The organism is Halorubrum rarum, from assembly GCF_048380895.1.
Taxonomy (GTDB): domain Archaea; phylum Halobacteriota; class Halobacteria; order Halobacteriales; family Haloferacaceae; genus Halorubrum.
Window position 1 is genome coordinate 21,043 of the sequence record NZ_JBLWMN010000027.1, and the last position, 23,712, is coordinate 44,754.

Sequence of the window (23,712 nt, forward strand, 5' to 3'; positions counted from 1 at the left end):
GCGTTCGGGACTACCCCTCCCACTCCTCGAACGGACGATACACGCCCTTCGAGAGATATCGTTCGGAGGAATCCGGGAAGACGGTGACGACGGCGTCGTACGGCGCGTCGATCGTCCCGTCGTCGATCGCTCGTGCGACCGCCTTCGCGGCGATACTGTTCGCGGCCGACGAGGAGGCGACGAGGTGTCCCTCCTCGTCGGCGAGGCGGGCCATCTCCTCGTGAACGGCACGGTCGGGGATCGAGCGGATGTCGTCGACGAGGTCGGGGTCGAACAGTTCGTTCGTCTCGATGTCGTGGGTGCCGATCCCCTCCGTCTTGTACTCCTCGTGGGTGACCTCCTCACCGAGGAACTCGCGGTACGCTGAGCCCGCCGGCTCGACGGCGACGACGTGGGTGCCGGGCTCGCGTTCGCGGAAGTACTCCGACATCCCCATCAGCGTGCCGCCGGTGCCGCAGCCGGCGACGAGGGCACCGACCGCGCCGTCGAGCGCATCGTCGACCTCGGGAGCGGTCGTCTCGTAGTGGGCCTCGGCGTTGAGGTGGTTCGAGAACTGTTGGGGGACCGCGGCGTTGTCGAGTTCGTCGGCGAGCTCGTGGGCGCGGTCGATGGCGTAGCCCATCCCGTCCTCGGTCGGCGTGTTGATCACCTCCGCACCGAGTGCGCGCATGAGCTGCTGTTTCTCCACCGAGAAGCGCTCGGGAACGACGAAAACCGCCTCCAGATCGAGCTGGCCGGCCGCGACTGCGATCCCGATCCCCGTGTTCCCCGCGGTCGGCTCGATCACCGTCCCCCCGGGAGACACGTCGCCCCGTTCGAGCATCCGTTCGAGCATGTGCTTCCCGATGCGGTCCTTGATGCTCGCGCCGGGATTGAACGACTCCAGTTTCGCGTACACCGGCACCGCGTCCGGCGAGTCGTGGACTCGGACGAGCGGCGTCTCCCCGATCGTCCCAAGCACCGACTGGAGGGGCTCCCGATGGGTCGTCATACCCGAGCGATCGTCTCGTCAGGGTTTGTGTGTTTCCATCGCTGTGACCACCGGCGTGGACGAAGCGGTGAGGGGGGCGGGGGAAGCTACGTTTCCTTCCGGACCTGCGACCACATCTCGGCGAGTCGGTCGTCGGGCTGGATAACCGTCGGCTCGACGTCAACGACGAATCGGCGTTCCTCGTCGAGATCGACGTCCACGCCGTCGAACGCGATGACGTACTGCGAGCGGTGGTGGCCGTCGAGGTCGACTTCCGTCCGCTCTTCGAGCATCGCGGCCGATTCGAGCCGGTCGAGCTTCTTGTACGCCGTGGAAAGCGCCATATCGGCCCGGTCGGACACCTCTTTCGCGGTCATCGGCTCGTCGAGCACCCGAACGATCTCCCGGCACGCCGAGTCGTCGAGCGCGCCGAAAACCGTCTCCGGATCGAGGTCCTCGTCGCGACGGGGATCGGACGCCATATCCAGTCAACCGCGATGGGACCCCTAAAACATGGCGACGTCGTCCGGCTTCGACGCTGTTCGATCGCGTGTCCGTCTCGACTTCGCTTGCTCCGCGTGCCGATCCGACGTGATCCCGAGGAGTTGTCGACGTGATCCCGAGGAGTTGTCCCGTCAGGCCGATTCGTCCGGTTCGGAGTCGTCGCCGTCGACGACCGTCTCGTCGTCTTCGTCAGCTGCAGCATCGTCGTCGGACGATTCGGCCTCAGTGATGTGTGCTTCCGTGCTTACTGCGTCGAGATCGACGCCGACCTCGCGGGCGACGGCGTCGAGCACCGCGCGCTGTTCGGCCATCTCGTTTTCGAGCGCCTGGACGCGTTCGGAGGTGTCCTTTACGGTCGTCTGGGTCGTCTCGACCTCGTCGCGGAGCTCGTTGAGCTTCTGATACGTCTGTTCGGCCTTGTCCGCGAGCGTCTGGATACGTTTCGCCGTGTCTCCGAATCCCATGGGTTCCCGTTTCCGCCCCGACTACGTGTGCCTTTCCGTTCGACGCCTCCGTTTGCAGCGTCATCCGCGTGATCGACGAGCACGGCGGTGGCCTTTTCACTCGACCGGTCGAGTGGCGGGTATGAACGTCGACCGGATCCTGTTGACGAACGACGACGGCGTCGACGCCGTCGGGCTCCGAGCGATGTACGAGGCCCTCTCCGACGAGTACGAGGTCACGGTCGTCGCCCCGACGGCGGACCGTTCCTCGATCGGCCGCGCGCTCTCACACGAGGTCGACGTCGCAGAACACGAACTCGGCTACGCCGTGGAGGGAACGCCCGTCGACTGCGTCATCGCGGGTCTCGGAACCCTTGTCCCCGACGCCGACGCGGTCGTCGCCGGCTGCAACAAGGGGGCGAACCTCGGAGAGTACGTCCTCGGTCGGTCGGGTACCGTCTCCGCCGCCGTCGAGGCCACGTTCTTCGACGTCCCCGCGATCGCGACGTCGCTGTACGTGCCGGGCGGTGACGACTGGTGGGCACGCGAACTCGACCCCGGCCGGTTCGATCACGCCACGAGCGCGACCCGTTTCCTCGTCGATCACGGGATCGACGCCGGCGTGTTCGACCGGGCCGAGTACCTCAACGTCAACGCTCCGCCGGCCGACGGCGAGCAGGCGTCGATGCGAGCGACCCGTCCGTCGACGTGGTACGGAATGGGTGCCGAACGGAACGGCGACGGTGAAGTCGTGTTCCACGACCCGATCTGGGACCGGATGACCCCGGAGGACGTGCCCGACCCGGTCGGAACCGACCGACGAGCCGTCGTCGACGGCGAGGTCTCGGTGTCCGCCCTGACGGCCCCACACTCCGTGGCGTCCGACGCGGCGCTCGGTGGGCTGGTAGACGTGTACGGGACCGAAAACCCGGTCTGAGAACCGGCCCGCTCGATCCACTCGTCCGAGAAGCGACCTGATCGACCGCGCGTCTCCGCCCGAGCGCTACTCCTCGCTCCGACTGACCGTGACCTGCGCCTCGGTGATGACGCGGTCGCCCATCTCGTAGCCGGGCTCGTACACCTCGTGAACGGTGCCCTCGGGCTGATCGCTGTCGACGCGGAGCATCACCTGATGGCGGGCGGGGTCGACCGACTCGCCGGGGTCGGGATCGATCGGGTCGACGCCCTCGTCGGCGAGCACCTCGTCGAACTTCTCGACGGTCGATCTCACTCCGGGGCGGATGTCGCTGCCGTCCTCCTGATCGAGCGCTCGCAGGAGGTCGTTTCGGACCGGGACGATCCGCTCGACGAGCGACTCGGAGGCGCGCTCGCGGATCTCGGCCTGCTTGCGCTTCGCACGCTCCTTGTAGTTGCTGAAGTCCGCCCGAACGCGAGCGAGCTTGCTCGTGAGCTCGTCGACCTCCTCCTCGCGGGCCGCGAGATCCGCCTCGAGCCCCGCAATCTCCGCGGCGACGTCGGCGGCGAGCGCATCGTCGTGTTCGGCGACTCGCGCCGCCAGCCCGTCGAGGCTCTCGGCGTCGGTGCCCGTCGTCTCCGGGTCGGCGTCCGCGGTATCAGCGTCGACGTCCGGGCCGTCCGCGTCGTTGCGGGCGGGCTCCGAATCGTCGCCAGCGGTTCCGTCAGCGGGGGCGTCCGTACCATCGTCGTCCGTCGTGGGATCGATCTCGACGGCTTCGTCCTCGCTCATACGGGATCGAAGTCGGTCGGCGTGCATAAGCGTTGCAGAACGCGCTCGTGTCGACGCCCCGCGTCGGCGACGCGACTCTCGGGAGTATATAAACGGGGATCCCGTATCCGGGCGTATGACCGCGCCGAACCGGAACACGCTGTGGGCGACCGCGCTCATCGACGAACTCGTCGCCGCGGGCGTCGAGAGCGTCGTCGTCTCCCCCGGGAGCCGATCGACGCCGCTGACGATGGCCGCCGCGCGAAACGACGATCTCCGCCTGTTCTCCGGGCTCGACGAGCGCTCGGCCGCCTACTTCGCGCTCGGCCGCGCCCGACGGACGGGTCGCGTGACCCCGCTCGTCTGTACGTCCGGCACCGCCGCCGCCAACTACCACCCGGCGGTGATGGAGGCGGAGAACGCCCGCGTTCCCCTGCTCGCGCTCACGGCCGACCGCCCCCCGGAGCTCCGGGATTCGGGGGCCAATCAGACCGCCGATCAGGAGAAGCTGTACGGCGACGCCGTCCGGTTTTATAAGGATCTCCCGGAGCCGGCCGCGAACGACCGCGCGCTCCGGTCGCTGCGAACGACCGTCGCTCGCGCGGTCGCGGTCGCCGAGGGTGCAGATCCCGGGCCCGTTCACCTCAACGTGCCGTTTGCGAAGCCGCTCGAACCGGTCTCGGTCCCCGGCGACGTTCCCGACGGTCTCGATCCGACGGCCGAACGCGGCCGCGACGGACCGTACGTGGACGTCACCGGCGGATCGACCGAACCGGGTGAGGAGGACCTCCGCGCGCTCGCGGAGGCGCTCTCGGCCGACCGAGGACTGATCGTGGCGGGGCCGGCGGATCCGCCGGGACTCGATCCCGAAGCGGTCACGGCGCTGTCACACGCAACGGGCTATCCGGTGATCGCGGACCCGCTCTCGGGCGTCCGATACGGCGGCCACACGCGCGTTGCGCCCGTGATCGGCGCGTACGACGCGTACCTCTCAGGTGCGCTCGCTGGCGGGGGGAGTGACGCAACCGGTGATGCCGCCGACGCAACTGGAGCCGACGAGAATCCCGGTTCGGACTGGACTGATCCGGACGTCGTCGTTCGCCTCGGTGCCTCGCCAACCTCCAAACGCCTTCGGAAGTACCTCGCGGGAACGGGAGCCGATCAGTACGTCGTGGATCCGGCCGGCCGCTGGCGGGAGGCGGAGTTCGCGGCGACGGATCTGGTCGTCGCGGAGCCGAACCGGCTCTGTGCCCGCCTGTCCCGGATCGTTCGAGGTGGACGCGATACGGAGTGGACGGCGCAGTGGACGGACGCGGATCGAGCCGCGCGAGCGGTTCATCGCCGGGAGAGACCGGACGATGGGATCGAAGAAGGGACGCAAGCCCCTCCGGGCACGGCTTCGGACGCCCCGGACGCGGTCTCGCCGTGCGGGTTCCACGAGGGCGACGTCCTCCGTGCGGTCGTCGACGAGCTCCCGGAGCCGTCGACGCTGTTCGTCTCCAACTCGATGCCCGTCCGCGACCTCGATCGGTTCGTTCCCCCGAGGGCGACGAGCGTCACGGCGCTCGGTAACCGCGGCGTCTCCGGCATCGACGGGATCGTCTCCACGGCGCTCGGCGCGGGATCGGCGACGACGGACGACCTCACGCTCGTCGTCGGCGATCTCGCGCTGTATCACGACACGAACGGGCTGCTCGCGATCGATCGGTGCGACGTCGACGCAACCGTGGTCCTGATCAACAACGACGGCGGCGGGATCTTCCACCAGCTCCCGATCGAGTCGTTCGAGCCGGAGTTCACCGAACAGTTCAAAACTCCCCACGGGCTCGACTTCGAGCCGATGGCCGACCTCCACGGGCTGGAGTACGTTCGTATCGACGCCCGAAACGAGGAGGGCGGAGACGAAGGGGACGGAAGCGAAGGAGCCGAAACCGAGCGCCGTGCGGAGTCGATCGACGCGGTCGCGGAGGCGTACCGGACGGCGCGCGACGCGGACGGTTCACACCTGATCGAGGTTCGAGTCGACGCCGAGCAGAGCCATCGGACCCGAGACCGGCTTCGTGACGCCGTCGAGCGGGCGGTTCACGACGAGCCGCTGGGCGCTGAGGAGTCGTGCCGATGAAGCGGCGTTGGTTCGCCGTCATGGGGACGGCACTCCTCCTCGGTGTCGGGGTCCTGACCGCGGCGTTCGGTGGCGCGTTCTGGCTGGATCCCGCCTTCGCGGTGCAGGGGGCGCTGCTCGTCGTGGGCGGCGTGGCGTTCGTCGTCGCCGGATTCGGCGGGTCGCCGTTCGGGCTCGCCCCGATCAGGGTCGTCGGTATCGGCGATCTCTGCGTCGCCGCGATGGTACTGACGAACGCCGTCGTGACGCTGCTCGATGGCCCGCCCGGCACGGCCGAAATCGTCGTGGCGGTCACGCTCGGGGGAAGCGGACTGCTACTCGGGGCCATGGGAATCGACTACCTCCGCGGCGGCGTGTACTTCGACGCCGACGCGTTCGAGGACGGGCCGTTGATCGGTTGAGACACCCGTCGACGTGGCTGAGACGCCCCGTCTTCGACCGCAACCCCTTTTTCAGGCGGCCGCGCTTGCTGAGACATGGACCTCACCGGAGCGCGCGTGCTGATCACGGGCGGCGCGGGGCTGATCGGTAGTCACCTCGCGGGCGACCTCGTCGACGACGCGGCTCACGTCCGGGTCACTGACGACCTCTCGAAGGGCGAACGGGATCGCGTGCCCGACGCGGCGGAGTTCGTCCGCGCGGACCTCACCGAGCCGGACGAGGTGGCGGACGTCGTCACCGAGGACCTGGACGTCGTCTTCCATCTGGCCGCCTACACCGACACGAACTTCGACGACGATCGGACCCTCTTCGAGGAGAACACGGCGATGACGTACAACGTCGCGGAGCGGATGCGCGAGGTCGACGTGACGAACCTCGCGTTCACCTCCTCGTCGGCCGTCTACGGCGAGGCTCCCCGGCCGACGCCCGAGGACTACGCTCCGCTCGAACCGATCTCGATCTACGGGTCGTCGAAGCTCGCCGACGAGGCGTTGCTGTCGACGTTCGGCCACTCCTACGGATTCACCGTTTGGATCGTGCGCTTCGCGAACATCGTCGGACCGTACCAGCGCGGCAACGTCGTTCCCGACTTCATCGAGAAGCTCCTCGACGACGAGACGAGGCTCACGATCCTCGGTGACGGCCGACAGGAGAAGTCGTACATGCACGTATCCGACTGCGTCGACGCGCTCCGTCACGTCGTCGAGCACGCCGACTCCGACGTGAACACCTACAACCTCGGGACCCGGACGACGACGTCGGTGACGACGATCGCCGACGTCGTGAGCGAGGAGCTCGGCGTCGATCCCGCCTACGAGTACACCGGCGGTGACCGCGGCTGGACCGGTGACGTACCGAAGATGCGCCTGTCGATCGAGAAGCTCTCGGCGCTCGGTTGGGAGCCGACGCTGTCGAGCCACGAGTCGGTCCGGACCGGAGCACGCGACCTGATCGCGGAGCTGGCTCCCGAACGACTCGACCGCACTGAATGAGGAGTCGACCGCGCGAGTGAGGTGTCGACCGCACTGAATGAGGTGTCGACCGCACTGAATGAGGTGTCGACCCGGGTGGAGACTCACTCAAGCGAGAGCCGCGCCCAGTTTACCGACGAGTTTTAACCCCGCCGGCCGACCGTTCGGACGAACGATGCACGAGGAAGTGAGCCGCGGATGACGCTCGACCGACTCCGACCGGTGGCCGAGCGACTGCTCGGTCCGTGGGTACGCGCGGCGCAGCGACTCGGACTCTCTCCCGACGGCGTGAGCGTGATCGCGTTCGGAGCAGCGGTCGCGGCGGCCGGGGCGTTCGCGGTCGCGGAACCGCTGTTTTACCTCGCGGGTGCGCTGTTCGTGTTGTTCAACGGCTGGCTCGACCTCGTCGACGGCGCGCTCGCGAGGCGCACGGGGGTCGCCTCCGACGGCGGCGACTTCCTCGACCACGTGCTGGACCGCTACGCCGACATCGCGATCATCGCCGGCTTCACCGCCGGCGTCGGGGCGTACGCGCTCGGCTTCCTCGCCGTGACCGGCGTCCTGATGACGTCGTACCTCGGCACGCAGATACAGGCGGTCGGAATCGGTCGCGAGTACGGCGGCCTGTTGGGTCGTGCCGACCGACTCGCGCTGATGGGGATCGTCGGCGGGATCGCCGCGATCCACGCGGCCCCGATCGTCGCCGGCCTGACCGTCGTCGAGCTCCTCTTGGTCCTGCTCGCGGTCGTCGGTCATCTCACCGCACTCCAGCGGTTCCGAGGCGCGTGGGCCGACCTGTGATCGGTCGGTACGCCGCCCATCGGGTTTAAAAGTCTCCGGACGAAACGGGGGGTATGCCCACCTTCGAGCTGAATCTGTCCGACGACGTGTACGCCGAGTTCCAGCAGCTCGCCGACCAGGAGTTCGTCTCCGAGGAGCAGGCGGCCGAGGAGCTCATCTCCTCGGGGATCGAGGCGTACAACGTCACCGTCGTCGACGATGACCCCCGCGACGAGATGTTGGATGGCGCGGAGAACAACATGTTCGACACCGCACAAGACCCCGGCAGCATCGAGGACGACCGCTTATAAGGCCGAGAGCGGTGCTGGTCGCCTCGTTGTACGGTTGTGAGCGGTGCTTTTCGTCGGCTCAGTACCCCAGACCGAGCACCCGATTCGCCGTGAGCGTCGTCAGACCGAGTCCCATGACGACGGCGAGCAGCCCGAACGCGACGGTCCAGCCCGCGACGTCGGACACCGCGCCGACGACGACGCTGCCCGACGCGCCGATCACCATGTAGACGGTACGGACGAGCCCGAACCCGGCCCCGCGCTCGTCGGCCGCGAGCAGATCCATGAACCGCGACTGGACGGGCGCGCCCCACGACATCGCGAGTCCGACGAGAACGACGCCGATGACCGTCGGGGCGAGCCCCGCGCCGTCCGTGGCCGCAACGAACACGAGCGTTCCGTACCCGACGACGCCGGCCGACATCGTCAGCATCGCCGCCGTGTCGCGGTCGAACCGGTCGGACAGCGATCCCGTCACGGGCTGGGTTCCGCCGTGGACGAGGAAGTACAGCGAGAAGAGGACCGCCGACAGCCCCGTCGAGAGCCCGCCGCCGACGGAGAGGAACGTCGGGAGGAACGAGGCGGTCGCCTGCCAGGAGAACGCGCCGAGCGTCGCCAGTACGGTGGTGTAGAGGATCGGCGGGCGCGAGAGCAGTTCGACGAGCGGACCGACGGCGAACCGGTCGCGCATCGGCTGGTCCGGTCGGACGGGCTCCGTCGGGTCGATCCGCCACGCGAACAGGACGAAGACGGGGACGGCGACGAGCGTTCCGAGGAGAATCCCCGCCCGCCAGCCGTACTGCGCTCCGACGACTGCGGCGGCGGGCGGGGCGGCGAGCCCGGCGATCGGTCCGCCGGCGACGTGGACCCCGATCGCGCGGCCGATGTCGTCGAACTGCTTCGTGAGGAACGTCGTCGCCACCGAGTAGTGGAGCCCCGCACCAACGCCGAGCACGACCGTGAAGGCCATGAACGCGAGGATCGACGGTGACACGGCGATGAGGAGCGCGGCGAGAGCGGTCGCGCCGACCGCGGTCAAGATCACGGTTCGCTCGCCGTATCGGTCGCCGAGGACGCCGGAGGGGAACTGCGCGAGCGCGTAGGCGGCCCACATCCCGGACAGCGCGAGCCCGACGGTCGCGTTCGTCACCGCGAACGCCTCCGTGATCGCCGGGACGAGCGGGCTGATGACCAGTCGCGCGACCATCGTCGCGGTGAACGCGAGCGTACAGAGCGCGAGCGCAGTGTGGGCGTACCGCCAGTTCACGGCGGCGGTTCACGGGGAGCGGGAAAGGCGGTTCCGATCGCGGCCGTGTTAACTGGAATCGGATCGATCCGTCCCGGCGTTCTCGCCGACGACGAACTCGATCGGGTAGTCGGTGAGGTTCTCGTGGCCGTCCTCGGTGACGACGACGAGGTCCTCGATGCGAACGCCGCCGATCGCGGGGTCATAGAGCCCGGGCTCGACGGTGACGACGTGCCCGGGCTCCAGTTCGGCCCCGCCGTTCGACAGTCGCGGGAGCTCGTGGACGTCGAGGCCGATCCCGTGGCCGGTCGAGTGGATGAATCCGGTCTCGGTGTCCGGAGCGGTCCTGAAGGTGGGGTGGCCCGCCTCCTCGAACACTTCGCACGCAGCAGCGTGAACGTCCCCGCCCGTGTTCCCTGGCTTCACCGCGTCGAGTGCGGCATCGAGTGCGTCCTCGGTGAGATCGTACCGCTCGCGGAGCTCCGCGCTCGGCTCGCCGACGCAGAACGTCCGCGTCATGTCGGCGTTGTACTTCGTCGCCTTCGATCGCGGGAAGATATCGACGATGATCGCCTCGTTCGCACGGAGCGGTCCCGACCCGCGGTCGTGCGGGTCCGCCGCCTGTGACCCCCCGGCGACGATCGTCTCGTCGAGTGCGCAGCCGTGACGAAGGAGCGTGATCTCGATCGTCTCCGTGACCCGCTCGCTGGTCAGGACCTCGCTCCCATGGACGAGGGTTCCGGGTTCGACCGTCTCAACCGAACTGCCCTCGACGGTAACGTCGTCGAGCGGGACGGAGTCGCCCGCGACGTCGGCGGTCGCGAACAGCTCCTCGGCGGCCCGCATCGCGACCTCGTTCGCTCGCTGGGCGTCCCGGATCGCCTCGATCTCCGCGTCGGTTTTCACCGCGCGGACCTCGGTGAGCGCGTCGCCGTCGTCGACGGTGACGTCGATCCCCCGAGCGCGGAGCGCGTCCGCGGTGCCGACCGGCCCCCGTGGCGGCATGAGCACCGCGTCGACGCCCTTCTCGCGGACGAACTCGGCGTACATGTCGTACTTGGCCTCCGGACCGCCGTACGCGTAGTCGTAGTCGGCGTGACGCTCGACCGTGTCGGCGTCGGATTCGGTTCTCGCGCGACCGTACTCCAGTCCGGAGACGAGGACGTGGACACGACCGTCGGCGTACAAGCTGACGAACGGGTCCGGTCCGGTGAACCCCGAGAGGTACAGCTGGTTCGCGTCGTCCTGTGCGGCGTCGATCAGGTACCCGTCAGACTCGGCGGCCGAGAGGGCGTCGTCGAGACCCGTTCGATCCATGTCGAGCGTCCTCGGCCGACCACCAAAGGGTTGTCGTCGAAGCGGTCGCCGAAGCGGTCGCCGCGGAGCGTCGGCCGAGTGTAGGTGTGTCGGTCGCCGAAGCGGTCGTGCCGGGAGTCCACTCGTACGAAACGGATATATACTCGCGATCGACGGAGTTCGGCTCCGATCCCGGGACCGGTGTCGTACCGGAACCGACACCGACGTATCTACCATATGTAATGGTTTAACCCGCTCATAACCCTGTTTTCGAGCGCGATTATAGTACGTGGTTTTAAGTGGTTTCAAACCCTTTCAGTAGGTGAGGAAATCGAAACCGAGACCCATCTCTCGGTACCCCATTCCCGTCCCCCAGAACCCAACACAATGAGCGAAAACGTCCGAACGTATACGTCGGAGCACGTCGACGACGAGCGAGAGAAGTCGTCAGAGGAGGAGCTAACCTGTCCCGAGTGCGGCGGCCAGCTCGCGACGGACACCGAACACGGCGAGACGGTGTGTGCGGACTGCGGACTCGTCGTCGAGGAAGACGAGATCGATCGCGGGCCCGAGTGGCGCGCGTTCGACTCCGCCGAGCGCGACAGCAAGTCCCGCGTGGGCGCGCCGACGACGAACATGATGCACGATAAGGGCCTCTCGACGAACATCGGCTGGCAGGACAAGGACGCGTACGGCAAGTCCCTGTCGAGTCGCCAGCGCGAGAAGATGCAGCGGCTGCGAACGTGGAACGAGCGGTTCCGCACGCGCGACTCCAAGGAGCGCAACCTCAAGCAGGCGCTCGGCGAGATCGACCGCATGGCCTCGGCGCTGGGGCTTCCGGACAACGTCCGCGAGACGGCCTCCGTCATCTATCGCCGGGCGCTCGATGAGGACCTCCTCCCCGGCCGCTCGATCGAGGGCGTCTCGACGTCGTCGCTGTACGCCGCGGCCCGACAGGCGGGCACCCCGCGTAGCCTCGACGAGATCGCGACCGTTTCACGGGTCGAGAAGGCGGAGATCGCCCGCACCTACCGCTACGTCGTCCGTGAACTCAAACTGGAGATCCGGCCCGCCGACCCGGAGAGCTACGTCCCCCGGTTCGCGAGCGATCTCGGTCTCTCCGATGAGGTTGAACGTCGCGCACGCGAGCTCCTCGACACCGCGAAGCGACAGGGGATCCACTCGGGGAAATCGCCGGTCGGTCTCGCGGCCGCCGCCATCTACGCGGCCTCACTGCTGTCCAACGAGAAAGTGACCCAAAGCGAGGTGAGCGACGTCGCCAACATCAGCGAGGTCACCATCCGGAACCGGTACCACGAGCTGCTCGAGGCTGAGGACGGCATCGCGATGGACTGACCGGCTACTCCCCGTCCCAGTAGTCGACATCGTCGTCGATCCGATAGTACCCGTCCAACGTCCGTTCCGCGTCGCTTCCGGGCGGGGCACCCGCGTACACGCCGAACTTCTCGGAGTCCGGATACACCGTCACGTCCGGCTCCGACATCGTCGAGATCAGGAGGTAGCGCAGCGGCTCGTCACCGTCGTTGATGACCCGGTGAGCGCCGGACTCGTCGGCGGGAAAGGGGACGTAGTCGTCGGCCGACACCGAGCACGTCTCGCCGTCGAGCCGAAGCGTCCCCACCCCCGAAAGCACGTACATCGCCTCCTCGTTGTTCGCGTGGTAGTGGTACGGCCACGAGCGTTCGCCGGACGGGAGCAGATACAGGCTGCAGCCGATCTGCTCGCCGCCCGCGGCGGCCGCGAGTCGCTTGCGCTTCCACGATGCCCGTTCGTCCTCCGGGCGCTCCCAGTCGAGATCATCTGTGTTGATCAGTGTCACGACGAACAGCTCGGCCACCAGCCCCAAATCGGTTTCGTGGAACGGATCGAATCGATGGGACGAACGCGAGAACGGTGGACGGGGAGAGCAGACACGGAGGAAAACGGACACGGAGGAGACGTGATGAAGAGCACCGGACGGGCGGAGGAGACGTGACGAAGAGTACCGGACGAGCGGAGGAGACGCAACTGAAAAGCCCGTCGACGTCCATCCGGGCGCATGGAGACGACTCGTCACTTCACGGCGACGACGTACATCGTGAACGACGGTGCAACCGCCCTTCACGAGCACGATCGTCTCGGGATTCATCTCCCACCGGGTGGTCACGTCGACCGCGACGAACTCCCACACGAGGCGGCCATCCGCGAGATACGCGAGGAGACTGGCCTCGAGGCCGACCTCGTCGCCGACCGTGCGGACGTGGAGACGCCGAACGGCCGACCGCTCCCGGAACCCGCCCACCTCATGCTACACGACATCGACGTCCATCCGGACGGATCGGTCGGTCACCAACATATCGATCACCTCTACTACGCACACGTGCCACACCGGCGGATCGATCCCGCAGGCGACGACGAGGCCGCCGCTGACGACTGGAACTGGTATACGCCCGACGACCTGCACGCGAGCGAGTTCGACTCCGACGTCGTCGAACTCGGCTGCGAGGCGATCGAAACCGTTGCCGACGCCAGGTGAGGCAAAACGTATATATTCCTCACGGACGCACACACGACCGTGACGACGACCGCGCCCGAACGCGGCCCGCAGGCGCCACCAGCGGCGCGGCTCTTCTCGAAAAAGCGCGCGTGAAACGTCCACCGGCGGGAGTGGCGACCCCGTCCCGGACGACCCCCGACCGCGTGTACACCGTCGACACGGCGGAGACGACCGAGTCGGACCACATCGATCTCGACGGGACCGACGAGGCCGACGACGGACCACGAACCGCACCGCTTCCGACGACCGACCAGACAGGAACCACGACCACTCACGACACACCGACAATGACGAACACACGAACCACGACGCCGTACGCGACCGAACACGACGCGACCGACGAACCGTTCGAGGGAGTGTATCCCGCGATGACGACGCCCTTTACGGACGACAACGAGGTCGACCACGACCAACTGGCCGACAACGCGCGGTATCTCGAACGCGCGGGCGTCGACGGCCTCGTCCCCGTCGGCTCGACGGGCGAGTCGGCGACGATGAGCCACGACGAGCACGTCGACGTCATCGAGACGGTGACGGCGGCCGTCGAGGACGTCCCCGTCATCGCCGGCACCGGGTCGAACAACACCGCGGAGGCGCTCTCGCTGTCGGAGCGCGCCGCGGACGCGGGTGCGGACGGACTCCTCCTCATTTCGCCGTACTACAACAAGCCCGAACCGCAGGGATTCCTCGATCACTACCGGGCGATCGCCGACGCGGTCGACCTCCCCCAGATCGTGTACAACGTCCCCTCGCGGACGGGTCAGTCGATCCCCGTCGACGTCACCGTCGAACTCGCGGCCCATCCGAACGTACGGGGGTACAAGGCGGCCTCCGGCGATCTGAACCTGATAAGCGAGGTGATAGAGCGCACCCGCGACGAGGAGTTCTCGGTCGTGTCGGGTGACGACGGACTCACGCTTCCGATCCTCTCGGTCGGTGGCACGGGAACGATCAGCGTCGTCGCGAACGTCGAGCCCGAACGCTCCTGTGCGATGGTCGGATCCGCGCTGTCGGGCGATTACGACCGCGCTCGCGACCTCCATCACGAGCTGTCACCGCTCGTCCGCGAGCTGTTCGTCGAGACCAACCCTATCCCGGTGAAGGAGGCGATGTACGTTCGCGGACGCGGCGGCCCGCACGTTCGATCGCCGCTGACGCGACTCTCGGCGGAGCGCCGTGACGCCCTCCGGGCGCTGCTCGCCGAGTACGAGGAGGGTGCCCCGGACCCCGCGGAGGCGGCCGAATGAGCGGATCGGGAGATTCGGACGGAGGCGGCGGATCGGACGGAGCCGGCGGATCGGGCGGGTCGACCAGTGACACCGGACGCGACGACACCCTCCGAATCGCCGTCACGGGAGCGGGCGGGCGGATGGGCCGCGAGGTGATCGAGGCCGCGACGAGCCGCGAGGGCGTCGCGGTCGCGGTCGCGGTCAATCGCACGGCGACCGACCCCGTCGCGGGCGTCGACGTCGCGAGCGCGGAGCGGCTTCCGGAGCTGCTCGCCGAGCGCGAACCGGACGTTCTCGTCGACTTCACGGGGCCGGAGTCGGCGGTCGCGTACGCCGAGGCGTGCGCCGCCGCCGGCGTGTCGATCGTCACCGGGACGACCGGCTTCGACTCGTCGGGCACGAGCGGGCTCCGCGAGGCGAGCCACGAGATCGCTCTGCTCAAGGCGTCGAACTTCGCCCGCGGCGTCGCCGCGCTCCGGCGGGCCGTCCGCGAGGCGGTCGCCGCCGTCCCGGGCTACGACGTGGAGCTCACGGAGACACACCACAACGGGAAACGCGACGCGCCCTCGGGGACCGCGAAGACGATCCTCGGCGACGTCGAGGACGTCCGCGACGACCTCGACGAACGCGTTCACGGCCGCGAGGGCGTGGCACCTCGCCGCCCCGGCGAGATCGGCGTGCACGCCCGACGTGCGGGCGACGTCACCGGCGAACACGAGGTGCTGCTCGCGGGCAACCGCGAGACGATCGAACTCACTCACCGCGCGGGCGACCGGGGGGTGTTCGCGGAGGGCGCGCTCGACGCAGCGAACTGGCTCGCCGGTCGCGATCCCGGCTGGTACGACTTCGACGACGTGCTCGACGCATAGCGGGGATCGACGGGTAAATACCGATGCTGGTTCACTACACTCATCAATGACGCTCGAATCCGACGTATCCGACCTCTGGCATCGCTATCAGGACGAGGGACTGACCGCGTCCGACACCACGAGCGACGACGACGCCGTGCTCGAAGCGTTCCTGGCGGCGCTCGAAGCCGGCGAGGTCCGCGCCGCCGAGAAGACCGGCGACGACGTCACGTCGTGGGAGGCCAACGAATGGGTCAAGCGGGGCATCCTGCTCAACTTCGGGCTCCGGGAGACGGAGGCTCGCGAGTACGGCGGCGTCACCTACTACGACGTGCTCCCCCTGCGGAACACCGATGACCTGGGGGCGCGCGGCACGCGCAACACCCCCGACGGGACCGCGATCCGGCGCGGCGCGTACCTCGGCAGCGACTGCATCATGATGAGCCCGTCGTTCGTCAACATGGGCGCGTACGTCGGCGACGGTACCCTCGTCGACTCCTGTGACACGGTCGGCTCCTGCGCACAGCTGGGCGAGAACGTGAAACTCGGCGCGAACACGCTGATCGGCGGCGTGCTCGAACCCGTCGAGGACGCGCCCGTCGTGATTGAGGACGGCGTCTCGCTCGGCGCGGGCTGTCGCGTCACGAGCGGATTCCGGATCGGCGAGAACTCGATCGTCGGCGAGAACACCCTCTTGACCCCACGTATCCCCGTCTACGACCTCGTCGAGGAGGAGATAATCTACGGGCACCTCCCGGCGGAGCGCCGGGCGTTCACGCGGATGGTCGAGTCGTCGGTCGGCGACCACGAACTGTTCGAGGGCGGTGCGTACAAACCGGCGGTCGTCGCGACGCACGTCGAAGCGGAGACGCTCGAGGCCACGCAGCGGGAGGACGCGCTCCGGGAATGAACGACTCCAACGGAGTATCGGACACGGACGCGGACGGTCCACCGGCGACCACGGACGCCGGAGGGTCGGGGTCGAACCCGCTCGTCCGCCGCGTAAGCGACTGGGACGCCGACTCGCTTCACGGACTCGCCGCCGAGTTCGACACACCGCTGTACGTCGTCGACCGCGACCGCGTCCGGGAGAACTGCGAGCGGCTCACCGACGCGTTTCCCGACGCCGACGTTCGATACGCGGTGAAGGCCCACACCGGGCGCGCGGTGCTGGAGACGGTTCGCGAGGCGGGACTCGGCGCGGAGTGCGCCTCCGCGGGCGAGCTCGACCGCGCGCTCGCGGCCGGGTTCGGCGGTGACCGGCTCCACTACACCGCAGTCAACCCGCCCGCCCGCGACCTCGAGTACGTCGTCGACGTGGCGCGGACGGAACCTGAGCTGACGGTTACGGCGGGTGCGGTCGACACGCTCGACCGGCTGGCCGACCGCGGATACGACGGGCGCGTGTGCGTCCGCGTGAACCCCGGCGTCGGCGCGGGCCACCACGAGAAGGTCAGGACGGGTGCGGCCGCGAAGTTCGGCGTTCCGTACGACCGCGCCGAGCGCGTCGTTCGCGAGGCCGCGGAGCGCTTCGACGTGGTCGGTATCCACGCGCACGCCGGCTCCGGGATCGACCCGGAGCAACTGGACAGCCACCGCGAGCTCGTCTCCCGGATGGGAGACCTCGCCCGGTCGCTGGTCGGGGCGGACGGCTCGGCCGCTGACCGGGACGCCGACTCGGCACCGATCGACCTGGAGTACGTCGACGTCGGCGGGGGGTTCGGCGTCCCGTACCGCGAGGACGACCCGGCCCTCGATCTCTCCGCGGTCGCGTCCGCGACCCGCGAGGCGCTCGGGGGGGTTCCGACCGGGAACGGCGGCGGTGACGACGGTTCCGTCGCTCTCGCGATCGAGCCGGGTCGGTACGTCGTCGCGGACGCCGGCGTCCTGTTGACCCGCGTGAACACGGTGAAGTCGACGCCCGACGAGACGGTCGTCGGCGTCGACGCCGGCATGACGGACCTGCTCCGACCGGCGATGTACGACGCGTACCACCCGATCCGGAACCTCGGCGGTGCGGACGGGGAGCCGGCACCGGGCGACCGGCCGGCAACCCCTGTGACGGTCGCAGGACCTATCTGTGAGACCGGGGATACGTTCTGTAACGGACGACCGCTCGCACGGCCGGCCCGGGGGGACCTCCTCGCGGTCGGCATCGCGGGCGCGTACGGATACGAGATGGCAACCCAGTACAACTCACGGCCGCGGCCTGCGGAGGTCGCGCTCTCAGACGACGGCACACGACTCGCTCGACGGCGCGAAACGCTCGCTGACCTCACGACGGTCGAACGCGAGGCGGAGCTATGAGCACGCACGCGGTTCCGATCGAGAAGTATCACGGCACCGGGAACGACTTCATCGTCGTCGACGCATCGGAGGCGGTCGCCGACCGAAGCGCGTTCGCGATGACACACTGCGACCGCGAGACCGGCGTCGACTGGGCGGCGTTCGGATCGGACGGCGGCGACACCCCCGACCGTCGGGGTGCGGACGGCGTCCTGTTTTTGAGCATCGAGGATCACTACCGGCCGACTCGCGTGGTGATGACCCTCGTGCAGCCGGACGGGTCGACCGCGGCGATGTGCGGTAACGGTGCGCGAGTCGTCGCCAGATGGGCACACGATCGGACCGGCGAGCGCGAGTTCATGATCGACACGCAGGCCGGCACGCGCCGTGCGAGCGTGAGCGAGGACGGGACGGCGGCGACCATCGAGATGGGCACGCCGACGTTCGTGCCGCGAGACGTGCCGATCGACCGCGACGAACCGCTGATCGAGCAATCGGTGGCCGGACTGACCGTCACTGCCGTCAACACGGGAGTCCCGCACGCGGTCGCGTTCGTCGACGACGTCGACGACGTGAACCTCGCGGCGGTTGCCCCGCCCGTGCGCAACGCCGACGTGTTCCCCGTCGGCGCGAACGTGAACCTCGCGGCGGTCGTCGACGACGGTGCGGGCGGCGAGGGATCGCCCGTGATCGACCAGCGGACGTACGAGCGCGGCGTCGAGGGAGAGACGCAGTCGTGTGGGACCGGCGCGGTCGCGATCGCGGCGGTCGCACGTCGCCTCGGCCTCGTCGATGGTGAGACGGTTCGAACCCGACCGCCGGGCGGAGAACTCTCCATTACGGTCCCGGCCGGCGGCCCCGCGACGCTAGCGGGCCCGGTGGCACACGAGGTCGCCGGGACGCTCTCCGCGGACCCACGATGAGCGGGAACCGCCGGGAGCGCTCAGGATCGGACACGGCGTTCGACCCGATCGGCTTTCTCGAGAGGGCGGTCGCGACACCCTCCCACGAGGACGTCTCGGCGATGCGGACGCTTCTCGTCGAGACGCTCTCGTCGTCCGGCGTCGACGCGGACGTCGTCGCCGGCGGCTGCGTCGTCGCGACGAAGGCGTCGCCCGCCCCCGCCGAGGGACCGCACCTCGTGTTGAACACTCACATCGACACCGTCACCCCGCACGTGTCCTTCGAACGTGACCGCGAGGCGACGGGACCGGACGCGGGAGGTGCAAAAACTGGGGGATCGGACGCGGGAGGTGCGGACACGGGAGGATCGGACGCGGGAGGATCGGAGGAGACGAAGGCGGAGGAAAGAGCGTCCGTCGACCGCGTCGACGTGATCCGCGGCCGGGGGTCCTGTGACGCCAAGGGACCGCTCGCAGCGCTGCTGTCCGGGTTCCTTGCGTCGGAACCGGAGCGCGGTCGGGTCACTCTCGCGGTGACGCCGGACGAGGAGGCGCTCTCGCTGGGTGCGGCGGAGCTGGTCGGTCTCCTTCCCGGAAGCGACGACCGCCTCGACGGGGACCTGTTCATCGTCGGCGAACCGACGGGGTTGGACGTCTGTCCCGCGGCGAAAGGGCGGTTTCAGGGCACCGTCGAACTGTCCGGCGTCGCGGCTCACGCCGCGGAGTTCGAGGGCGTCAACGCCGTCGCCGCGGCGGAGGAGGCGTTGCGGGCGATTCGGACGTTCGACGACGGCGCGGCAGCCCACCCGCAACTCGGGCCGCCGAAGCTCACACCGACGGTGATCGACGGCGGATCCGCGACCAATCAGGTTCCGGCCGACTGCGCTATCACCGTCGACCGTCGGTCGATCCCGCCGGAGACCGCCGAGGGGTTCCGGTCGGCGCTCGCCTCGTCGGTTCGGGCGGAGACCCCGTCGGACGTCGATGTGACGTTCGATCTGACCGATCGCGACTCTCCGTTCCTCGAAGCGTTCTCGACGGAACCGACCCACGAGCTCGTCGACGCGCTGGCGACGGCCGCCCGGGCGGGCGGCGTCGACGCCGGGCTTCCGGACGGGCGGGGCGGAACGGTGCGGCCGTTCGCGGCGGCGACGGAGGCGTCGTACTTCGCGCCGGCCCCGACCGTCGTGTTCGGTCCGGGCGACCTCGCGGACGACGCGGGCGCAGTCGCACACGCCCAGCGGGAGTACGTCCGCGTTCGCGAGGTCGAGGTCGCTGCGCACGCGATCGAGCACGCGATCGACGCGCTACTGTAGGGCGTGATCGACGCGCTACTGTAAGCGCACGAGTTCGACTGAATTCTCATAAGTTATAGGAACGAGTCGGGTCCGATCCGCTTGTGATACACGCGTGTCGATACCTCTGCTTACGTAATTTCATGATCGATAATCTTTTTCGAAAACCGATAGACTGCGGCGGGGCCACACCGACGCTCGCAGCAGAAGGCTTATATACCATCTGCTGCTGGGGACTAGCGAAGACCCATGCTCGACCGCATCCGTACGGCAGCCCTCTTCGGGCTCCATCAAGCGACCGTCGCCATCGGGATATCGCTTTTCCCCGTGGCGATGTTCGCACGCAACCAGCTCGGTATCAACCTCCCCGTCCACCGACTCGTCGAGACCACCGCCGAGGCGTACCAGGACACCGACGAGTAGTTCAACGTCCCGTTCCGTCGACGTTCATCACCGCGGAGCCACGGCCCTTCTCGCCGGCGGAACACGACCGTCTCGCCGGCGGTGCGACGAGCCCGTCGACGGAAGACTGACGAGTCTATCGACACCGGCGGTCGGTACTCGAAGGGTTGCCTTTATCAGCGCGCCGGGCCAACGAGTGTCTAATGCGAACACCGACAGGCGATCTCTCGGGCGAGCCGTCCGGCAGCTTGGGCCGTGACCAGCCGGTCTTCGGACCGGAGCTCGGCGAGTTCGAAGGGGCCGACCGCCGCGGTGCGGCCGCGAACGACGACGAGGGCGTGAAGACGGGGACGACGACGGTCGGCATCAAGACCGCCGACGGCGTCGTGCTCGCGACCGACATGCGCGCGTCGCTCGGCGGGATGGTTTCCTCCAAGGACGTCCAGAAGGTCGAACAGGTCCACCCGACGGGTGCACTCACCATCGCCGGCGGCGTCTCGGCGGCACAGAACCTCATCTCCACGCTCCGCGCGGAGACGAACCTGTACGAGGCCCGACGCGGCAAGGACATGTCCATGCAGGCGCTGTCGACGCTGACCGGGAACCTCCTGCGGACCGGCGCGTTCTACATCGTCCAGCCGATCCTCGGCGGCGTCGACGAGGAGGGACCGCACATCTACTCCATCGACCCGCTCGGCTCCGTCATCGAGGAGGAGTACACCGTCACCGGCTCCGGCTCCCAGTACGCGCTCGGCGTCCTCGAACAGGAGTACGACGACGAACTCTCCGTCGACGAGGCGAAGACGGTCGCCGCGAAGGCGATCAAATCCGCCGTCGAGCGCGACCTGGCGTCCGGCAACGGGATCAACGTCGCCGTCGTCACCGACGAGGGCGTCGACATCTCCCGTCACAAGGAGTTCGACGAGCTCCTGTAAGCTCCCGACCGCGGACCGACGCTCCGCCACCGATCGCTTCGATCGACGATCCTTTTAAACCCGCGGCCGCTGGTGTCGAACGACCGATGGCGACGCCGATCCTCAAGTGGGCGGGCGGGAAACGACAGCTGCTCGACGAGCTGTACGCCCGGTTCCCGGTCGCGTACGACCCGGATACGAACGCGTACCACGAGCCCTTCCTCGGGAGCGGCGCGCTCTTTTTCGACCACGAGCCACGGCGCGGGACGGTCAACGACCGCAACGTCCGGCTCCACAACTTCTACGAGCAGGTTCGCGATCGGCCCGAGGAGCTGATCGCGCGCTGTCGCGAGTTCGACGACCCCGACGGCGACCCGAACCCCGACGAAGCGTTCGCCGAGACGGATCGCAAGGGACGCGACATTGACGCCTACTACTACCAACAGCGGGCCCTGTTCAACCGGCGGCCGAACGGCGAGTCGTTCGACCCGCTCGACGAGGCGGCCCGGCTCCTGTATTTGAACCGAACCGGGTTCAACGGACTGTACCGCGAGAACAGCGACGGATCGTTCAACGTCCCGATCGGCCGGTACGCCGATCCCGACTGGGTCCGCGCGGAGCAGGTCCGCGAAGCGAGTCGCGTCCTCGGACGTCTCGCCGAGAACGGACTTCGGCAGGGGAGCTACGAGTACGTCGTTGACGCCGCGGAGGCGGGCGACCTCGTGTACGTCGACCCGCCGTACGAGCCGATGAGTCCGACCGCCGATTTCGCGGAGTACAGCGCGGGCGGCTTCGACCGCGAGGACCAGATCGCGTTGCTCGAGGTCGTCACCGATCTCGCGGCACGCGACGTCCACGTCGTGCTCTCGAACTCCGGCGTGATGTACGACGTGTACGACGACGCCGGACTGTTCGTCGACCGCGTCGGAGCGACCCGAGCGATCAACAGCGACGCCGACGCCCGCGGCGAGGTGAACGAGGTGATCGCGACGACGGTCCCGCCGGACGAGCGAGGCGAGGCGGGCCAGCAGTCGCTCGCGGAGTTCGAGTGACGGACCGGCGGACTCACTCCCCGGATCGATGGTCCCCGACATCGCCGTTCGCACCGGCCGGGATCCCGTCTCCCCAGTAGAACCAGGGGCCAAACAGCAGGTAGCCACAGGACAGAAACAGGAGTGCGAACGCGAACCCCTCGCCGATCCACTCCGGGACCACGGGCGCGAGCGCGGTCGCGATGGGCGAGAGGATCACCGCCGCCTGGACGACGCCCATCACGAGCGCGTCCTGCGCGTGGAGGTCCGGATACGTGATCGTGGACCCCATCAGTACCGCGAAGACCGCGCCGGCCACAACCAACAGGGTGGGTGCGGTGTATCCGGCCAACACGGCCGCTGCGAGGATCGTCGCCGCGAGCGTCGTCGGGACGCCGACCGTCTCGCGGCTGTCGCTGTCGTAGGCCGTGTACAGACCGAGGCGGGCGACGGCCATCGCAACGAACAGCGCCGCCACGCCGAGACCGACGGCAACGAACAGGGGATCGCTCTCGAAGGCGTGCGCATCGAGCAGGACGACGGAGACGAGCATCGCGGGCGCGACGCCGAACGAGGCGACGTCGGCCAGCGAGTCGAGGTACGGTCCGGCCGGCGTCGAGCCCCGATGGCGAGCGACGACGCCGTCGAGCCCGTCCGCGATGGCCGCAAACAGGATCAGGCGAGCAGCGAGCGCGACGTCGACGGTCGCGGCGACGACCGCGAGAAAGCCGACAGCCGCGTTCGCCACCGTCACCGCATCGGCGAGCCCGAGTCGACCGATCACCCGCAGGTGCATACCGGATCGGTCGACGACCCGGGTTTTAGGGTTTGTTATACGATGTCGTGTTCACTGGCATGCACTCCTCTCTCTTCCCGGACTCGTTGCTAGCCGTAAGTCCGTTCTCCGCTCATGCCGATTACGGAATATCAACGTTGAACTATTAAGATAGGGTTCCGTCGAGATCCCACCCTTCAGACACGACACGGCATGAAACAGCCGTCGATGAATGGGGTACTTCGTGATCGAGAGCGGGAGTGGGTGTACCAGATCGGTGGCGCGGGTGTTTATACGTGGAACTGGGGAGTTGCTGGCGGGTGTTTATAAGCAACCTCGGTCGTATCGACGATGAACGCCTGCAAAGCCCCAGCCGCTCGCTTATAAGCGGTCTTCCTCGGATCGGCGGTGAACACCTGCAAAGCCCCAGCCGCTCGCTTATAAGCGGTCTTCCTCGGATCGGCGGTGAACACCTGCAAAGCCCCAGCCGCGACGACTCGCGCGCCTTGCTGCGCGCCGCCCCTCTCCACACAGCCCGGTGCGGTGTCGCCGGCGGCTCTGCCGCCGGCTGCCCGTGGCGCGTAGCGCCACGCTGCTTACTGCGGCGGGCTTCGTCCTCGCGGCTGCCCCTTTGAGTCCCACCCGCACAGCACCGCACCCGCGCCTCACGCCTCCCCAGCCTCGTCAGGGACGGTCGCCGAGCGGTTCCGGCGACCGTCCCTG

25 protein-coding genes are annotated in these 23,712 nt (G+C 68.4%); 17 read left to right on the forward strand and 8 right to left on the reverse strand.

The annotated features are described in order from the left end of the window. Positions 1–10: 10 nt before the first annotated feature. From ACNSN7_RS14780 to ACNSN7_RS14790, 3 genes are all read right to left on the reverse strand, one after another. Positions 11–991, reverse strand: coding sequence for a PLP-dependent cysteine synthase family protein (locus tag ACNSN7_RS14780; RefSeq protein WP_418283068.1), 981 nt, complete (start codon positions 989–991; stop codon positions 11–13). Between the two features lie 86 nt (positions 992–1,077). Further along, on the reverse strand, positions 1,078–1,452 hold the full coding sequence (locus tag ACNSN7_RS14785) for a helix-turn-helix domain-containing protein (RefSeq protein ID WP_418283069.1): 375 nt from the start codon (positions 1,450–1,452) through the stop codon (positions 1,078–1,080). 153 nt (positions 1,453–1,605) lie between these two features. Continuing rightward, complete coding sequence (locus tag ACNSN7_RS14790) at positions 1,606–1,938, reverse strand: DUF5798 family protein (protein ID WP_418283070.1); 333 nt, start codon at positions 1,936–1,938, stop codon at positions 1,606–1,608. Positions 1,939–2,059: 121 nt separating this feature from the next. Here ACNSN7_RS14790 and surE point away from each other — a divergent pair, with 121 nt between their 5' ends. Then, entirely contained in the window at positions 2,060–2,854 is a 795-nt protein-coding gene (gene surE, locus ACNSN7_RS14795) for a 5'/3'-nucleotidase SurE (protein ID WP_418283071.1), read from the forward strand. A gap of 66 nt (positions 2,855–2,920) precedes the next feature. Here surE and ACNSN7_RS14800 read toward each other — a convergent pair whose 3' ends face one another. Further along, positions 2,921–3,625 carry a nucleotide exchange factor GrpE gene (locus tag ACNSN7_RS14800; RefSeq protein WP_418283072.1) on the reverse strand — a complete coding sequence of 235 codons (705 nt, stop codon included), beginning with the start codon at positions 3,623–3,625 and terminating at the stop codon, positions 2,921–2,923. 115 nt (positions 3,626–3,740) lie between these two features. Here ACNSN7_RS14800 and menD point away from each other — a divergent pair, with 115 nt between their 5' ends. The 5 genes from menD (at position 3,741) to ACNSN7_RS14825 (ending at position 8,229) form a co-directional block, all read left to right on the forward strand. Beyond that, complete coding sequence (gene menD / locus ACNSN7_RS14805; protein ID WP_418283073.1) at positions 3,741–5,726, forward strand: 2-succinyl-5-enolpyruvyl-6-hydroxy-3-cyclohexene-1-carboxylic-acid synthase; 1,986 nt, start codon at positions 3,741–3,743, stop codon at positions 5,724–5,726. Then, positions 5,723–6,127 (forward strand): DUF7994 family protein, encoded by a 405-nt coding sequence (locus ACNSN7_RS14810; protein ID WP_418283074.1) that lies wholly within the window; start codon positions 5,723–5,725, stop codon positions 6,125–6,127. The genes menD and ACNSN7_RS14810 overlap by 4 nt, the downstream gene beginning before the upstream one ends. Positions 6,128–6,202: 75 nt before the next feature. Then, complete coding sequence (locus ACNSN7_RS14815; RefSeq protein WP_418283075.1) at positions 6,203–7,159, forward strand: NAD-dependent epimerase/dehydratase family protein; 957 nt, start codon at positions 6,203–6,205, stop codon at positions 7,157–7,159. A gap of 177 nt (positions 7,160–7,336) precedes the next feature. Next, positions 7,337–7,939: a CDP-alcohol phosphatidyltransferase family protein gene (locus ACNSN7_RS14820; RefSeq protein ID WP_418283076.1), complete on the forward strand. Its 603-nt coding sequence runs from the start codon at positions 7,337–7,339 to the stop codon at positions 7,937–7,939. Positions 7,940–7,992: 53 nt separating this feature from the next. Then, positions 7,993–8,229 carry a DUF7120 family protein gene (locus ACNSN7_RS14825; protein WP_418283077.1) on the forward strand — a complete coding sequence of 79 codons (237 nt, stop codon included), beginning with the start codon at positions 7,993–7,995 and terminating at the stop codon, positions 8,227–8,229. 58 nt (positions 8,230–8,287) lie between these two features. On the opposite strand, the gene ACNSN7_RS14830 is transcribed toward ACNSN7_RS14825, so the two are convergent. After that, positions 8,288–9,475, reverse strand: coding sequence for an MFS transporter (locus tag ACNSN7_RS14830; protein ID WP_418283078.1), 1,188 nt, complete (start codon positions 9,473–9,475; stop codon positions 8,288–8,290). 48 nt (positions 9,476–9,523) lie between these two features. After that, the gene (locus ACNSN7_RS14835; RefSeq protein WP_418283079.1) at positions 9,524–10,771 is read right to left on the reverse strand and encodes a M24 family metallopeptidase; all 1,248 of its coding nucleotides are present in this window, start codon (positions 10,769–10,771) and stop codon (positions 9,524–9,526) included. A gap of 366 nt (positions 10,772–11,137) precedes the next feature. Here ACNSN7_RS14835 and ACNSN7_RS14840 point away from each other — a divergent pair, with 366 nt between their 5' ends. Continuing rightward, a complete protein-coding gene (locus tag ACNSN7_RS14840; RefSeq protein ID WP_418283080.1) occupies positions 11,138–12,106 on the forward strand; it encodes a transcription initiation factor IIB in 969 nt (322 codons plus the stop codon). A 4-nt stretch (positions 12,107–12,110) separates the two neighbouring features. Here the strand turns inward: ACNSN7_RS14840 and ACNSN7_RS14845 are convergent, their stop codons facing one another. Beyond that, complete coding sequence (locus ACNSN7_RS14845; RefSeq protein WP_418283081.1) at positions 12,111–12,590, reverse strand: cupin domain-containing protein; 480 nt, start codon at positions 12,588–12,590, stop codon at positions 12,111–12,113. A 219-nt stretch (positions 12,591–12,809) separates the two neighbouring features. Between ACNSN7_RS14845 and ACNSN7_RS14850 the strand changes: the two genes are divergently transcribed. The 10 genes from ACNSN7_RS14850 to ACNSN7_RS14895 all read left to right on the forward strand — a co-directional run bounded on the left by ACNSN7_RS14850 (position 12,810) and on the right by ACNSN7_RS14895 (position 22,235). Next, positions 12,810–13,286 (forward strand): NUDIX domain-containing protein, encoded by a 477-nt coding sequence (locus ACNSN7_RS14850; protein WP_418283082.1) that lies wholly within the window; start codon positions 12,810–12,812, stop codon positions 13,284–13,286. A 308-nt stretch (positions 13,287–13,594) separates the two neighbouring features. Continuing rightward, positions 13,595–14,554 carry a 4-hydroxy-tetrahydrodipicolinate synthase gene (dapA, locus tag ACNSN7_RS14855; RefSeq protein ID WP_418283093.1) on the forward strand — a complete coding sequence of 320 codons (960 nt, stop codon included), beginning with the start codon at positions 13,595–13,597 and terminating at the stop codon, positions 14,552–14,554. Then, positions 14,551–15,405, forward strand: a complete 855-nt coding sequence (gene dapB, locus ACNSN7_RS14860) for a 4-hydroxy-tetrahydrodipicolinate reductase (RefSeq protein WP_418283083.1) — start codon at positions 14,551–14,553, stop codon at positions 15,403–15,405. Before dapA ends, dapB begins: the two co-directional genes overlap by 4 nt. Before the next feature lie 46 nt (positions 15,406–15,451). Beyond that, on the forward strand, positions 15,452–16,294 hold the full coding sequence (locus ACNSN7_RS14865) for a 2,3,4,5-tetrahydropyridine-2,6-dicarboxylate N-succinyltransferase (RefSeq protein WP_418283084.1): 843 nt from the start codon (positions 15,452–15,454) through the stop codon (positions 16,292–16,294). Further along, the gene (gene lysA, locus ACNSN7_RS14870) at positions 16,291–17,691 is read left to right on the forward strand and encodes a diaminopimelate decarboxylase (protein WP_418283085.1); all 1,401 of its coding nucleotides are present in this window, start codon (positions 16,291–16,293) and stop codon (positions 17,689–17,691) included. Before ACNSN7_RS14865 ends, lysA begins: the two co-directional genes overlap by 4 nt. Then, complete coding sequence (dapF, locus tag ACNSN7_RS14875) at positions 17,688–18,593, forward strand: diaminopimelate epimerase (RefSeq protein ID WP_418283086.1); 906 nt, start codon at positions 17,688–17,690, stop codon at positions 18,591–18,593. Before lysA ends, dapF begins: the two co-directional genes overlap by 4 nt. Next, positions 18,590–19,888, forward strand: a complete 1,299-nt coding sequence (locus ACNSN7_RS14880; protein ID WP_418283087.1) for a M20/M25/M40 family metallo-hydrolase — start codon at positions 18,590–18,592, stop codon at positions 19,886–19,888. Before dapF ends, ACNSN7_RS14880 begins: the two co-directional genes overlap by 4 nt. 228 nt (positions 19,889–20,116) lie before the next feature. Then, on the forward strand, positions 20,117–20,290 hold the full coding sequence (locus ACNSN7_RS14885; protein ID WP_418283088.1) for a hypothetical protein: 174 nt from the start codon (positions 20,117–20,119) through the stop codon (positions 20,288–20,290). Positions 20,291–20,472: 182 nt separating this feature from the next. After that, positions 20,473–21,204, forward strand: coding sequence for an archaeal proteasome endopeptidase complex subunit beta (gene psmB / locus ACNSN7_RS14890; protein WP_418283089.1), 732 nt, complete (start codon positions 20,473–20,475; stop codon positions 21,202–21,204). A gap of 86 nt (positions 21,205–21,290) precedes the next feature. Further along, positions 21,291–22,235 carry a DNA adenine methylase gene (locus ACNSN7_RS14895; protein ID WP_418283090.1) on the forward strand — a complete coding sequence of 315 codons (945 nt, stop codon included), beginning with the start codon at positions 21,291–21,293 and terminating at the stop codon, positions 22,233–22,235. A 13-nt stretch (positions 22,236–22,248) separates the two neighbouring features. Here the strand turns inward: ACNSN7_RS14895 and ACNSN7_RS14900 are convergent, their stop codons facing one another. Then, positions 22,249–23,010 (reverse strand): protein sorting system archaetidylserine synthase, encoded by a 762-nt coding sequence (locus tag ACNSN7_RS14900; RefSeq protein WP_418283091.1) that lies wholly within the window; start codon positions 23,008–23,010, stop codon positions 22,249–22,251. Between the last annotated feature and the right edge of the window lie 702 nt (positions 23,011–23,712).

Bases quoted from the DNA above. Each gene is read 5' to 3' on its own strand.
- ACNSN7_RS14780 (WP_418283068.1), bottom strand. From the start codon at position 991: ATGACGACCCATCGGGAGCCCCTCCAGTCGGTGCTTGGGACGATCGGG.
- ACNSN7_RS14785 (WP_418283069.1), bottom strand. From the start codon at position 1,452: ATGGCGTCCGATCCCCGTCGCGACGAGGACCTCGATCCGGAGACGGTT.
- ACNSN7_RS14790 (WP_418283070.1), bottom strand. From the start codon at position 1,938: ATGGGATTCGGAGACACGGCGAAACGTATCCAGACGCTCGCGGACAAG.
- surE (WP_418283071.1), top strand. From the start codon at position 2,060: ATGAACGTCGACCGGATCCTGTTGACGAACGACGACGGCGTCGACGCC.
- ACNSN7_RS14800 (WP_418283072.1), bottom strand. From the start codon at position 3,625: ATGAGCGAGGACGAAGCCGTCGAGATCGATCCCACGACGGACGACGAT.
- menD (WP_418283073.1), top strand. From the start codon at position 3,741: ATGACCGCGCCGAACCGGAACACGCTGTGGGCGACCGCGCTCATCGAC.
- ACNSN7_RS14810 (WP_418283074.1), top strand. From the start codon at position 5,723: ATGAAGCGGCGTTGGTTCGCCGTCATGGGGACGGCACTCCTCCTCGGT.
- ACNSN7_RS14815 (WP_418283075.1), top strand. From the start codon at position 6,203: ATGGACCTCACCGGAGCGCGCGTGCTGATCACGGGCGGCGCGGGGCTG.
- ACNSN7_RS14820 (WP_418283076.1), top strand. From the start codon at position 7,337: ATGACGCTCGACCGACTCCGACCGGTGGCCGAGCGACTGCTCGGTCCG.
- ACNSN7_RS14825 (WP_418283077.1), top strand. From the start codon at position 7,993: ATGCCCACCTTCGAGCTGAATCTGTCCGACGACGTGTACGCCGAGTTC.
- ACNSN7_RS14835 (WP_418283079.1), bottom strand. From the start codon at position 10,771: ATGGATCGAACGGGTCTCGACGACGCCCTCTCGGCCGCCGAGTCTGAC.
- ACNSN7_RS14840 (WP_418283080.1), top strand. From the start codon at position 11,138: ATGAGCGAAAACGTCCGAACGTATACGTCGGAGCACGTCGACGACGAG.
- ACNSN7_RS14850 (WP_418283082.1), top strand. From the start codon at position 12,810: ATGGAGACGACTCGTCACTTCACGGCGACGACGTACATCGTGAACGAC.
- dapA (WP_418283093.1), top strand. From the start codon at position 13,595: ATGACGAACACACGAACCACGACGCCGTACGCGACCGAACACGACGCG.
- dapB (WP_418283083.1), top strand. From the start codon at position 14,551: ATGAGCGGATCGGGAGATTCGGACGGAGGCGGCGGATCGGACGGAGCC.
- ACNSN7_RS14865 (WP_418283084.1), top strand. From the start codon at position 15,452: ATGACGCTCGAATCCGACGTATCCGACCTCTGGCATCGCTATCAGGAC.
- lysA (WP_418283085.1), top strand. From the start codon at position 16,291: ATGAACGACTCCAACGGAGTATCGGACACGGACGCGGACGGTCCACCG.
- dapF (WP_418283086.1), top strand. From the start codon at position 17,688: ATGAGCACGCACGCGGTTCCGATCGAGAAGTATCACGGCACCGGGAAC.
- ACNSN7_RS14880 (WP_418283087.1), top strand. From the start codon at position 18,590: ATGAGCGGGAACCGCCGGGAGCGCTCAGGATCGGACACGGCGTTCGAC.
- ACNSN7_RS14885 (WP_418283088.1), top strand. From the start codon at position 20,117: ATGCTCGACCGCATCCGTACGGCAGCCCTCTTCGGGCTCCATCAAGCG.
- psmB (WP_418283089.1), top strand. From the start codon at position 20,473: ATGCGAACACCGACAGGCGATCTCTCGGGCGAGCCGTCCGGCAGCTTG.
- ACNSN7_RS14895 (WP_418283090.1), top strand. From the start codon at position 21,291: ATGGCGACGCCGATCCTCAAGTGGGCGGGCGGGAAACGACAGCTGCTC.
- ACNSN7_RS14900 (WP_418283091.1), bottom strand. From the start codon at position 23,010: ATGCACCTGCGGGTGATCGGTCGACTCGGGCTCGCCGATGCGGTGACG.